The 13,110-nt window shown below is 65.2% G+C and carries 9 protein-coding genes; all 9 read left to right on the top strand.

What is annotated here, in order from left to right:
- Positions 1–7 precede the first annotated feature (7 nt).
- The 9 genes from EYS42_RS01460 to EYS42_RS01500 all read left to right on the top strand — a co-directional run bounded on the left by EYS42_RS01460 (position 8) and on the right by EYS42_RS01500 (position 13,109).
- Entirely contained in the window at positions 8–1,960 is a 1,953-nt protein-coding gene (locus tag EYS42_RS01460; protein ID WP_130966087.1) for a sensor histidine kinase, read from the top strand.
- Positions 1,957–3,528: a sigma-54-dependent transcriptional regulator gene (locus tag EYS42_RS01465; RefSeq protein WP_130966088.1), complete on the top strand. Its 1,572-nt coding sequence runs from the start codon at positions 1,957–1,959 to the stop codon at positions 3,526–3,528. Before EYS42_RS01460 ends, EYS42_RS01465 begins: the two co-directional genes overlap by 4 nt.
- Positions 3,525–4,175, top strand: coding sequence for a 1,6-anhydro-N-acetylmuramyl-L-alanine amidase AmpD (gene ampD, locus EYS42_RS01470; protein WP_130966089.1), 651 nt, complete (start codon positions 3,525–3,527; stop codon positions 4,173–4,175). The genes EYS42_RS01465 and ampD overlap by 4 nt, the downstream gene beginning before the upstream one ends.
- A gap of 307 nt (positions 4,176–4,482) precedes the next feature.
- On the top strand, positions 4,483–7,362 hold the full coding sequence (locus tag EYS42_RS01475; protein ID WP_130966090.1) for a ribonucleoside-diphosphate reductase subunit alpha: 2,880 nt from the start codon (positions 4,483–4,485) through the stop codon (positions 7,360–7,362).
- Positions 7,363–7,592: 230 nt separating this feature from the next.
- Positions 7,593–8,843 (top strand): ribonucleotide-diphosphate reductase subunit beta, encoded by a 1,251-nt coding sequence (locus tag EYS42_RS01480; protein ID WP_130966091.1) that lies wholly within the window; start codon positions 7,593–7,595, stop codon positions 8,841–8,843.
- A 158-nt stretch (positions 8,844–9,001) separates the two neighbouring features.
- Entirely contained in the window at positions 9,002–9,535 is a 534-nt protein-coding gene (locus EYS42_RS01485; RefSeq protein WP_130966092.1) for a histone, read from the top strand.
- A gap of 273 nt (positions 9,536–9,808) precedes the next feature.
- Positions 9,809–10,009 (top strand): hypothetical protein, encoded by a 201-nt coding sequence (locus EYS42_RS01490; RefSeq protein ID WP_130966093.1) that lies wholly within the window; start codon positions 9,809–9,811, stop codon positions 10,007–10,009.
- A 195-nt stretch (positions 10,010–10,204) separates the two neighbouring features.
- Complete coding sequence (ettA, locus tag EYS42_RS01495; protein ID WP_130966094.1) at positions 10,205–11,869, top strand: energy-dependent translational throttle protein EttA; 1,665 nt, start codon at positions 10,205–10,207, stop codon at positions 11,867–11,869.
- A 226-nt stretch (positions 11,870–12,095) separates the two neighbouring features.
- The gene (locus tag EYS42_RS01500; protein WP_245503455.1) at positions 12,096–13,109 is read left to right on the top strand and encodes a hypothetical protein; all 1,014 of its coding nucleotides are present in this window, start codon (positions 12,096–12,098) and stop codon (positions 13,107–13,109) included.
- Position 13,110 lies beyond the last annotated feature (1 nt).

Below are 13,110 nucleotides of genomic sequence, written 5' to 3' on the forward strand. Positions count from 1 at the left end.
TTCGGCCATGCCGACCACCCGCTCGCCCCATCACCCCGAACCACGCTCGGCACCATCGCGTTCGGCAGTGCGCGCAGGCGCGCACCCCGACCTCGACGCCTCGACACTGCCCGCCGACACCGGTGCCTCGTGGTTCGGCGGGCTGGAAGACGCCGAGGCGTCGCGCCAACCTGCCCCAGACAGCCGCTCGGCGCGAGGGGCTCCGGAGGATCTGACCGCCAGCACACGCTGGTGGCAGGCCCCCTGGCGGGCGCCACTGACCGGCTCAGGTTCCGGTCCTGCGCTGGGCCGCCTTTACCGCGCCTTCCTGGCGGCACGTGTGGCCCTGGCCGTGGTGCTGCTGGCCGGTCTGGCCGCCTCCTGGTGGATGGACCGCCGGGGGGCGCTGGCCCTGGGCGGGCTCACCCTGGGCTATGCGCTGGTCACTGCGGTGTGGTGGTGGCTGCCCTCGCAGCGACAGGCCTTCACGCAAGGACAGCAGCGTCTGAGCACGAAACAGGCCCTGGCCACCTTGGGAGTCGACCTGGCCACCTTCGCGGTGTTTGGCTTCGTGGACAAGGTACTGAACCTCAATGCAGCGGCCCTGATGGCCCTGCCCGTGCTGATGGGTGCCGTGCTCCTGCCCCGATTCCTGGCCGTGGCCACGGCCGCCGCAGCCACACTGATCATCCTGACCGGCACCTTGCTGTCGGGCCTGTTCCATGACGATCTGGCTGCGGCACTGCCTGGCGCAGGGTTGGCGGGTTTTGGCCTGATGCTGGTGGCCTTGATGGTCAGTGAGCTGTCCTCCCGTCTGGCACGTGAGCAGAGCAGTGCCCGAAGCCACCAGGAACAGGCTCGCCAGCAGGGCCAGCTCAACCGACTGGTGATCGAAGAAATGAGTGAAGGCGTGCTGGTGGTCGACCGCCATGGCCGCGTGCGCAGTGCCAACCCTTCGGCGCGCAAGCTGTTGTCGGCCCATGGCAGCACACCCCAGCCGCCCTTCCAGCTTCGCGGCGTACCGGCCTGGAGGCCGCTGGTCGAAGCCATCGAATCGGCCTTCAACAAGCCCCCACGCCCTCACGACACGCACGACCTGGCGCTGCTGTTCGACGACCGGACCCGCCGCCTGCTCCGCATGCGGGTGAAGTTCACACGCGGGCGCACCGGCCAGCGCCTCGACGACCTGTGTGTGCTCTTTCTGGAAGACCAGCGTGTGGTGCAGGCACGCGCCCGTCAGGACAAACTGGCGGCGATGGGCCGCATGACCGCCGGCATTGCACACGAAGTGCGCAACCCGCTGGCGGCCATTGCCCAGGCCAATGCCCTGCTGGCTGAAGACGCCACCGACCCCACACAGGTGCGTCTGAACACCATGATCGCCGACAACGTCGAGCGGCTCAAACGCATCGTCGACGACGTGCTGACCGTGGCGCCGGGCCAGCGCCCCGATGCGCCGGCCATCGAGCTGGACCGCATGCTGCGCACCATTGCCGACGAATGGCAGGCGCTGCACCCCGAGGCAGCCAGCCAGCAGCGCCTGAAGGTGCAACTGCAAGGGCTGCCCCCACGCGAGCTGGGCTCGGTGGTGCGCGTGCTGTTCGAGCCCGAACACCTGCGTCGGGTCATGGTGAACCTGCTGGACAACGCCTGGCGCCACAGCAGCGCCGAAGCAGGCGCCATCGAACTGAACGCTGAACTGCTGCGCGACAGCGACACCGGCACGCTGCAAGCCCTGGTGTCGGTGGCCAGCGACGGCAAAGCCATCGACGGCGACACAGAACGCTCCCTGTTCGAGCCTTTCTTTTCCACCCGCAGCCGCGGCACTGGCCTGGGCCTGTACATCAGCCGTGAACTGTGCGAGCGCCACGGCGCCACGCTCGATTACCGACAGCACCCGCCCATGGTGCGCCACCGCAACGAGTTCTACCTGCTGCTGCCACTGGTGCCCCAGGCGCCAGAGCAGCCTGCCACCCCATGAGCACACCGCGCCCTGCCCGTCTGCTGGTCCTCGACGACGAGCCCGACCTTCGCACCTTGTACGAGCTGACCTTGCTGCGAGAAGGTCACGACGTCGACACCGCTGCCTGCGTGACCGACGCACTGCAACTGCTGGCCCAGCAAGGCTATGACGCCGTCATCACCGACATGCGCCTGCCCGACGGCAGCGGACTGGACATCCTGCGCCAGCTCGAACAGCAGCAGCGGCCCGAGAAGGCCGTCGTGATCACCGCCCATGGTTCGGCCGACAACGCGGTCGAGGCGCTCAAAGCCGGAGCCTTCGACTACCTGACCAAACCGGTTGACCTCAAGCAGTTCCGAGCCGTGGTGAGCTCTGCCGTGGCCGCGCGCGGCACCCTTGCCCCCAGCCTGCGCAGCCTGGCCGAGCCCGAGGCACCATCGCTCCGCACCGCACGTCCCCCACGGCAGGCCAGTGATGCTGGCGCGCCCCCCAAGGCCGAACCAGGCACATCGCCCTTGTCCAGTCAGGCCGCGATGGCCCGCCTGATCGGCCGATCTCAGGCCATTGAACAGGTGCGCACCCTGATCGACAAGGTGTCCCGGTCGATGGCCCCTGTGCTGCTGTGGGGCGAATCCGGCACGGGCAAGGAACTGGTGGCACGCGCCATCCACGACGTCAGTGCGCGCCGTGCAGCGCCTTTCGTGGCCGTGAACTGCGGCGCCATCCCTGAACACCTGCTGGAAGCCGAGTTCTTCGGCTACCGCAAAGGCGCCTTCACCGGAGCGCAGGAAGACCGCGAGGGTTTTTTTCAGGCAGCGCGCGGGGGCACACTCTTCCTCGACGAGATCGGCGACCTGCCCCTGAGCATGCAGTCAAAGCTGCTGCGGGCCATTCAGGAGCGGGCTGTGCGGCCGGTGGGTGCTGTCAGCGAACTGGCCGTGGACGTGCGCATCGTCAGCGCCAGCCACAAAGACCTGGCCGAAGAGGTGCGCGAGCAACGCTTCCGCCAGGACCTGTTCTACCGCCTCAATGTGATCCTGATCGCGCTGCCGCCCCTGCGCCAGCGCCTCGACGACTTGCCCCTGATCTGTGAGCAGGTGCTGCGCCGCATCGCCCACGAATCAGGGCTGAACCCCGCGCCGGAACTGGGGCATTCGGCCCTGGAGGCCCTCGCTCAGCATGCGTTCCCAGGCAATGTGCGCGAGCTCGAAAACATGCTGCACCGGGCCGTGGCCCTGAGTGCCGGACACACCATCGAAGCCGAAGACCTGGGTCTGTCGCCCGCCCAACGGCAAGGCCAGGCCCCCACGCCCGCTCACACCACAGGCGTCGGGTCCATCGCGCCCGACAGCCCACCACCGGTCCCCGCCGACCTGGTCGCTCACCTGGACCGGATCGAGCGCGAGATTCTGGTGCAGGCCCTGGAGCAGCACCGACTGAATCGCACGGCCGCTGGCGCCGCCATGGGCCTGTCCCTGCGGCAAATGCGTTACCGCATGGCCCGCCTGGGCGTTCAGGTGGGCCCACAAGGCCTGGAAATCGGCGAGCGCTTTGTGGCCGACGCCGACCCCGAGGGGCAGGAATGAACGAACACTGCCCTGCCACGGCCTGGCGCCATGGCTGGTGGCAGAGCGCCCGCCTGGTGCCCTCGCCCAACTTCGGACCGCGCCCAGCCGGCATGCCCATCACCCTGGTGGTGGTGCACTCGATCAGCCTGCCGCCTGGGCAGTATGGTGGCCCCGAGATCGAGCAGTTCTTCACCAACAGGCTCGACACCACGGCCCACCCCTACTTCGCGCAACTGCAAGGCGTGGAAGTGTCGGCCCATTTCGTGATCCGACGCACCGGTGAAGTGCTGCAGTTCGTGTCGGTGCTGGACCGCGCATGGCACGCCGGCCGGTCTCACTGGCTGGGCCTGGACAACTGCAACCACCACTCGGTGGGCATCGAACTGGAAGGTCTGGAGCACCACCCTTTCGAGCCCGCCCAATACAGCGCACTGGCGGCCCTGATGCTGTCGCTGCAGCAGGCCTGGCCCGTGCACCAGGTGGCCGGACACGAACACATCGCCCCAGGGCGCAAGGAAGACCCTGGACAGGCCTTTGACTGGACACGGCTGAGGGCCCTGCTTCGATGGCCCACCAGCGCCTTCCCCCCGGTCTTTCAGGCACCGTCCGACGCCTCTTCGGGGGCAGCCCCCAGCCGCCCCGACAGCCTAGAGTCAACACTCTAAAGCTGCGCCACAGTGCACAAGCCGGGACTGCGCAGGCCCAAAAACCTGTGGCGACAAGCACTTGGCGCAGGGGCCTCGAACCGCCTTGAGCTCGCGGACGCCCTGTGCGGGCTTTCCCGGATGGACCCCGCAAACACGGGGGCGGCTCAAAAAGGCGTTATAGTCAGCCCCGGACACTACAGGTAGTGCTTGAGCCCCCTCAAAACACCAGATATAGTGTCCACAGAAATTGCGCCCCAGGCGCTCTGATGTGCCCCCCGCAGCCCTTTCTCCCGCATGAAACGGCTGCTTTTCTCTAGGGAATCCCATGCAATCGACCACGACCAGCGCCACGTCCACCCCGGCATCCGTCCTGGCAGGTTTGCCTGCTGAAGGCGCCGCCCCCCGTCAGTCGGCCTTCTCGGCCTACCAGATCATCCGACGCAACGGCGCTGTCGTCTCGTTCGAGCCCAACAAGATCGCCGTCGCCCTGATGAAGGCCTTCCTGGCCGTGCACGGCACCCAGGGCGCCGCCTCGGCCTCGGTGCGCGAGACCGTCGACCAGCTGACCGAAGCCGTGGTGCGTGGCCTGCTGCGCTCGCGTCCCAACGGTGGCACCTTCCACATCGAAGACGTGCAGGACCAGGTCGAACTGGGCCTGATGCGCGGTGGCCACCATGAAATCGCCCGCGCCTATGTGCTGTACCGCGAGCGCCGTTCGCAAGAGCGTGCCAAGCAGGCGGCCGAACACCCGAGCGAAGTGCCCACCCTGCACGTGATCGACCGCGGTCAGCGTGTGCCCCTGGACATCGCCGCGCTCAAGGCCCTGATCGAAACTTCGTGCGAAGGTCTGGGCGCCGATGTCAAGGCCGCCCCGATCCTGGCCGAAACCCAGCGCAACCTGTACGACGGCGTCTCCATCGACGAGGTCTACAAGGCCGCCATCCTGGCATCGCGCACCCGCATCGAACACGACCCGGCCTACACCCGCGCCACCGCCCGCCTGCTGATGCACACCATCCGCCGCGAGATCCTGGGCGAAGAAGTCACCCATGCGGAAATGGCCACGCGCTATGCCGACTACTTCCCTGGCTTCATCAAGAAGGGCATCGAGGCCGAACTGCTCGATGAAAAGCTCGGCCAGTTCGACCTGGCCCGCCTGGGTGCTGCACTGAAGTTCGAGCGCGACCTGAACTTCGACTACCTGGGCCTGCAGACCCTGTACGACCGCTACTTCCTGCACAACCAGGGCACCCGCATCGAAATGCCCCAGGCATTCTTCATGCGCGTGGCCATGGGCCTGGCCCTCAACGAAATCGACCGCGAAGCCCGCGCCATCGAGTTCTACGAGCTGCTGTCCTCGTTCGACTTCATGTCGTCCACGCCCACGCTGTTCAACTCGGGCACCCGCCGCTCGCAGCTGTCGTCGTGCTACCTGACCACCGTCCCTGACGACCTCGACGGCATTTACGAAGCCATCAAGGAAAACGCCCTGCTGAGCAAGTTCGCCGGCGGCCTGGGCAACGACTGGACCCCGGTGCGCGCCCTGGGCTCGCACATCAAGGGCACCAACGGCAAGTCGCAAGGCGTGGTTCCCTTCCTGAAGGTGGTCAACGACACCGCCGTGGCCGTGAACCAGGGTGGCAAGCGCAAGGGCGCCGTGTGTGCCTACCTGGAATCCTGGCACCTGGACGTCGAAGAATTCCTGGAGCTGCGCAAGAACACCGGTGACGACCGCCGCCGCACCCACGACATGAACACGGCCAACTGGATCCCCGATCTGTTCATGCGCCGCGTGATGGAAGGTGGCGACTGGACCCTGTTCTCGCCCGCCACCTGCCCCGACCTGCACGACAAGTTCGGCATCGCCTTCGAAGAGGCCTACACCGCCTACGAGGCCAAGGCCGACCGTGGCGAACTCAAGCTGTTCAAGCGCGTGAAGGCCACCGACCTGTGGCGCCGCATGCTGTCGATGCTGTTCGAAACCGGCCACCCCTGGATCACCTTCAAGGACGCCTGCAACGTGCGCTCGCCGCAGCAGCACGTCGGCGTGGTGCACTCGTCGAACCTGTGCACCGAGATCACCCTGAACACCAATGGCGGTGAAATCGCCGTGTGCAACCTGGGCTCGGTGAACCTGTCGCAGCACATCAAGGACGGTGGCATCGACCACGAGAAGCTGCGCAAGACGGTCACCACCGCCATGCGCATGCTCGACAACGTGATCGACATCAACTACTACGCCGTCAAGAAGGCCCGTGACTCGAACCTGCGCCACCGCCCGGTGGGCCTGGGCATCATGGCCTTCCAGGACGCGCTGTATCAGCTGCGCACCCCTTACGCCAGCCAGGCCGCTGTCGAGTTCGCCGACCGCTCGATGGAAGCCGTCTGCTACTACGCCTACTACGCATCGACCCAGCTGGCCGAAGAGCGCGGCCGCTACAGCAGCTACCGCGGCTCGCTGTGGGACAAGGGCATCCTGCCGATCGACTCGCTGAAGCTGCTGGCCGAGCAGCGCGGCGGCTACGTCGAAGTCGACACCTCGACCACCCTGGACTGGGACGCCCTGCGGGCCCGCATCGCCACCTACGGCATGCGCAACAGCAACTGCGTGGCCATTGCCCCCACCGCCACCATCTCGAACATCGTCGGCGTCGACGCCTCGATCGAACCCTGCTTCGGCAACCTGTCGGTCAAGTCCAACCTGTCGGGCGAGTTCACCGTGGTCAACGAGTACCTGGTGCGCGACCTCAAGAAGCTGGGCCTGTGGGACGACGTGATGGTCATGGACCTCAAGCACTTCGACGGTTCGCTGCGTCGCATCGACCGCGTGCCGGAAGACCTCAAGGCCCTGTACGCCACGGCCTTCGAAGTCGAACCCATCTGGCTGGTCGAAGCCGCCTCGCGTCGCCAGAAGTGGATCGACCAGGCCCAGTCGCTGAACATCTACATGGCGGGTGCATCGGGCAAGAAGCTCGATGAAACCTACAAGCTGGCGTGGGTGCGTGGCCTCAAGACCACCTACTACCTCCGCACCGTGGGCGCCACGCACGCTGAAAAGTCGACCGTGTCGCGCGGCCAGCTCAACGCCGTGTCGGCCACCGCAGGTGGCATGGCGATGGCCCCGGCCGAAGCCCTGACCAGCGAACCGGCCACCGACGTCAAGTTCTGCTCGATCGACAACCCCGATTGCGAAGCTTGCCAATAAAGCGCACTGGGGTTTGACAGGCATCGGCCGGAAAGGCCGATGAACACTGGGTTCTCGGGGCACGGGGTTCTTTCTGAACCTGGTGCCCCCTCAAAAAAGGGCCCTGTTCATCATGCTTTTTGCCGATGCATTCGATGCAAGCCAGCAACAGAACTGGCTTGCACATGTCAACAAGTGCTTGGTGTTTTTCGCAACACCCTTTCATAATCCGACTCCATAGGATGCACACCATGTTGGTCTGGGACGACAACACTCCGACACCTTCGAACGCGCCACCTCAAGCGCCTTCCGGTTCCGTGCCGCCACTCGGTGGTTTTGCACGGGACGCGCATCCGTCGCCTGCTCACGCTGCTCCGGGTCTTCAGCCCATCTCGGCCACGCTGGCATCGGCTCAGGCCTTTGCGCAGCAGACCGCGGCATCAGCCCCGTCCGCATCGCGTGCACCTCAGGCCAGCAGCACCGCTCGCCGCGTGAACGTGGCAGACAAGCGCATCATCAATGGTCAGACCGATGTCAACCAGCTGGTGCCCTTCAAGTACAAGTGGGCCTGGGAAAAGTACCTCGCCACCTGCGCCAACCACTGGATGCCCCAAGAGGTCAACATGTCTCGCGACATCGCCCTCTGGAAAGATCCGAATGGCTTGAGCGAAGACGAGCGGCGCATCATCAAGCGCAACCTCGGCTTCTTCGTGACCGCCGACTCGCTGGCCGCCAACAACATCACGCTGGGCACCTACCGCCACATCACGGCGCCCGAGTGCCGCCAGTTCCTGCTGCGTCAGGCTTTCGAAGAAGCCATCCACACCCACGCCTACCAATACATCGTTGAAAGCCTGGGCTTGGACGAATCCGAGATCTTCAATGCCTACAACGAGGTGTCGTCGATCCGTGACAAGGACGAGTTCCTGATCCCCTTCATCGAGGCGATCATGGACCCGAACTTCAAGACGGGCACCACCGAAAACGACCAGACGCTGCTGAAGTCGCTGATCGTGTTCGCCTGCCTGATGGAAGGCCTGTTCTTCTACGTGGGCTTCACGCAGATCCTGGCCCTGGGCCGTCAGAACAAGATGACCGGCGCTGCCGAGCAGTACCAGTACATCCTGCGTGACGAGTCGATGCACTGCAACTTCGGCATCGACCTGATCAACCAGCTCAAGCTCGAGAACCCGCACCTCTGGACCTCCGAGTTCAAGGCCGAGATCAAGGCCCTGTTCCTCAAGGCCGTCGAGCTGGAATACCGTTACGCCGAAGACACCATGCCGCGTGGCGTGCTGGGCCTGAACGCCTCCATGTTCAAGGGCTACCTGCGCTACATCGCGAACCGCCGCGCCACCCAGATCGGTCTGGACGAACTCTTCCCCAACGAAGAGAACCCCTTCCCCTGGATGAGCGAAATGATCGACCTGAAGAAGGAACGCAACTTCTTCGAAACCCGCGTCATCGAATACCAGTCCGGTGGTGCGCTCTCCTGGGATTGAGCCATGCAGCACATTGCACGGTCAGCCTCGATGGACAGCCACCTTCGGCTCACCGTGTTCATCACACCGCGTCCAGATCCTAGGGGACGTTGGGTGATGGATCGCTGCCCGACGCTCCGTCGTGCAGTGTGCTTTGCAACTTGATCAAGGAGATACGTATGGCAACTGCAAAGAAGGCACCGGCCAAAAAGGCCGCCGCCAAGAAAGCTGCTCCGGCCAAGAAGGCAGCCGCTCCCGTGAAGAAGGCCGCCGCACCGGCCAAGAAGGCTGCCCCCGCCAAGAAGGCCGCCGCTGTGAAGAAGGCGACCCCGGCCAAGAAGGCGGCACCTGCCAAGAAGGCTGCCCCCGTGAAGAAGGCTGCGGCGCCTGCCAAGAAGGCCGCTGCACCGAAGAAGGCTGCCGCTCCGGCCAAGAAGGCTGCCGCTCCGAAGAAGGCTGCTGCCCCTGCCAAGAAGGCCGCCGCCCCCAAGAAGGCTGCTGCGCCCGCCAAGAAGGCTGCCGCTCCGGCCAAGAAGGCTGCTGCCAAGCCTGCCGCCGCCCCCAAGAAGGCTGCTGCCAAGCCCGCTGCTGCCCCCAAGAAGGCCGCCGCCAAGCCTGCTGCCGCCCCCAAGAAGGCTGCTCCGGCCAAGGCCGCCAAGACCACGCTGAGCCCCCAGGCAGCATGGCCTTTCCCGACCGGCAACAAGCCCTGAGCTTGAGCCACTCGCCGGCGCGCTGGCGATGTCGACAACCCGGCTTCGGCCGGGTTTTTTCATGGTGGGCCGGCGCACTTTCTCGCCCCGCGAAATGCCCACCTCCGGGTGGCTCGAAAGTGAACGCCAGACACCCCCGCACTTGGGTGCTACCCCCCTGGCCGGGCGCATCCAAGCACTTCAGTGGCTGCGTACAGTGACACATCGGCTGCAGCACGCCTCTGGTTGCAGCGATGCAGTCCCCGCACTGACCAGAGGCGATCGGAGCCCACCATGTCGAGCATGCCCATCCAACCCGCCCCTTCGCAGAACCTGTCGGACGTGCAATCGGCGCTGCTCGAACTCCATGAAGGCCTGATGAGCCTGAAGGCCTCGCTGCTGGAACTGGCCCGCAGCCACGAAGAAGAAGCCGCCATGCACACCGCCCGCGTGCAGGCCTGTGCCCTGATCGACCGCATTCGCCGCCAGGCCTGAAGCCGTCTGCCCCACAGAACAGGCCGACCGCGTGTCGGCCTTTTTGCTGCCCGAACGACGCTGAACACCCTGGCTTGCCTTAAGCTATCGGGTTGACCCGCAGCCCCGCGTGCCCTCGCCGCGACCCCCTGCAGACTCCGCATCCCCGGCGCGCAACGCAGTCTTGCCGCCCCACCAGCTGAACACGCACACACCATGGCGCAATACGTCTACACCATGAACCGCGTCGGGAAGATCGTTCCCCCGAAGCGGCAGATCCTCAAAGACATCACCCTGAGCTTCTTCCCTGGCGCCAAGATCGGCGTGCTGGGCGTGAACGGCTCGGGCAAATCCACCTTTCTGAAAATCATGGCCGGTGTCGACAAGGACATCGAAGGCGAAGCCGTGCCCATGCCCGGCATCAAGATCGGCTACCTGCCCCAGGAACCCGAACTGAACCCTGAGCAGACCGTTCGCGAAGCCGTGGAAGAAGGCATCGGCGGCGTGCTGGCCGCCAAGAAGCGCCTGGACGAGGTGTACGCCCTGTACGCCGAACCCGACGCCGACTTCGACGCCCTGGCCGCCGAACAAGGCGAGCTGGAAGCCATCATCGCGGCTGCCGGCTCTGAGAACACCGACCTGCAACTGGAACTGGCCGCCGACGCCCTGCGCCTGTCGCCCTGGGACGCCAAGATCGGCAACCTGTCCGGCGGTGAAAAGCGCCGTGTGGCCCTGTGCCGCCTGCTGCTGTCCAAGCCCGACATGCTGCTGCTCGACGAACCGACCAACCACCTGGACGCCGAATCGGTGGACTGGCTGGAGCAGTTCCTCAGCCGATTCTCGGGCACCGTGGTGGCCATCACCCACGATCGCTACTTCCTGGACAACGCCGCCGAGTGGATCCTTGAACTCGACCGCGGCATGGGCATCCCGTACAAGGGCAACTACTCCGACTGGCTGGACGCCAAGGAAAAGCGCCTGGAAGCCGAACAGAAAACCGAAGACGCCCGCGCCAAAGCCCTGAAGCAGGAACTGGAATGGGTGCGCAAGAACGCCAAGGGCCGCCAGGCCAAGAGCAAGGCGCGTCTGGCCCGCTTCGAAGAGCTGAGCGACGTCGAATACCAGAAGCGCAACGAAACCAACGAAATCTTCATCCCGGTGGCCGAGCGCCTGGGCAATGAAGTGATCGAGTTCAAGAACGTCACCAAGTCCTTCGGTGACCGCTGCCTGATCGACAACCTGAGCTTCAAGGTGCCCGCGGGCGCCATCGTCGGCATCATCGGCCCCAACGGCGCCGGCAAGTCCACCCTGTTCCGCATGATCCAGGGTGTCGAGACCCCGGACAGCGGCGAAGTCACCATCGGCAAGACCGCCCAACTGGCCTTCGTCGACCAGAGCCGCGAAGGCCTGGCTGGCGACAAGACCGTGTGGGAAGACGTCTCGGGTGGCCTGGACAACATCATCGTCGGCAAGTTCGTGATGCCGTCGCGCGCCTACCTGGGCCGCTTCAACTTCAAGGGCAACGACCAGCAGAAGCTGGTGGGCAACCTGTCGGGTGGTGAACGCGGTCGCCTGCACCTGGCCAAGACCCTGGCCAAGGGTGGCAACGTGCTGATGCTCGACGAACCCTCGAACGACCTGGACGTCGAAACCCTGCGCGCCCTGGAAGACGCCCTGCTGGAGTTCGCCGGCAGCGCCATGATCATCTCGCACGATCGCTGGTTCCTCGACCGCATCTGCACCCACATCCTGGCCTGCGAAGGCGATTCGCAGTGGTTCTTCTTCGACGGCAACTACCAGGAGTACGAAGCCGACAAGAAGAAGCGCCTGGGTGAAGAAGGCGCTCGCCCCAAGCGCGTGCGCTTCAAGCCCATCAAGTGATGCGCTCCGAAAGCCCGGCACTGCCGGGCTTTTTTCATGCGCAGGCCAAGTGATGCCATGGGACAACCCCTAGGCTTTCATGGCACTTGATGCAAGCGCCTGAAGCTAGAATTTCCCGGATACCCTGCGCCTGGCCACAGCGCACCGAAACCCGTACCTCACCACGTTGAACAGGCCTTGATGCCTGCCCCGACGCCCCTTTCGGAGACCCTCGATGATTCCCAGGATGACCCGCCTTCTGACCGCCACCGTGATGGCTGTGTCGGCCATGACCATGAGTGGCTGTGCGCTGCTGCAATCGGGCGCTTCTGGCGTCACCCTCAACATCCTGGAAGAAGGCTTCACGCCCCCGGCTCTGCGCCTGGCCGACGCCGACATGGTGTGCAAGTTCGCCACCGTGAATGGCCCGCTGGTGGGCGCCGCCCGCGAGTTCCACGGTGACCCGTCGCTGATGGAAGCCACCCTGTACACCACCGCCTCGTTCTGCTCGGAAGCCGAGGCCGTGACCGAAGAGCTGCGCTACATGCGCGCCGTGCGCGACAAGCGCCCTGACGAAGCCACCGACGCGCGCATCGCCCAGAAGCGCCTGCTGGCCCTCACGGCCGAGCGTCAGTACCTGGCCTTCCAGCGCATGAAGACCAAGCTGGAGCAGAAGTACTTCTTCCAGTACGGCAAGACCTGCCCCCGCTTCCGCCGTGACTTCGACGAGCTGGTGTACCTGTCGGGCACCATGGCCGGCCTGCTGGCCGTGACCAACGACTTCCAGTCGCAGCAGTCGGTGGGCGTGCCGACCGACATCGCCCCGCAGTCCGACTTCGCCATGACCTGCCTGAGCAACGAGAAGTGGTGGGGCGTGCCCTCGGCCGCACGTGCCGTGGTCTGGAGCCTGCTGCCAGGTGGCTCGGAAGGCAAGGACGTCAAGGGCACCTTCGAAAAGGCCATGGCCATTGGCGAAGCCAAGGGTGTGCGCCTGCCGCACGTGTTCCAGGTGGTCGCCGCCGTGTCGGCCGACGACACCGAGACCGCTCGCAAGACCATGAAGCGTTTCGCCAATGTCGAAAACTTCAAGCCCAACGACGACTACCGCATCTTCGACGTGATGGCCAAGATGCAGATGAACAACATCTCCGACCGCATGTGGACGCAAGCCACCGGCTCGCGCACCCCCTTCGGTGGCCTGGGCAAATTCTGGGATGAGAAGCCCAAGAACGACGTGAACGTGGACAATTTCCTGAATTGAT

It is taken from the genome of Aquabacterium lacunae (assembly GCF_004310865.1).
In the GTDB taxonomy this organism is placed as follows: Bacteria; Pseudomonadota; Gammaproteobacteria; order Burkholderiales; family Burkholderiaceae_C; genus Aquabacterium; species Aquabacterium lacunae.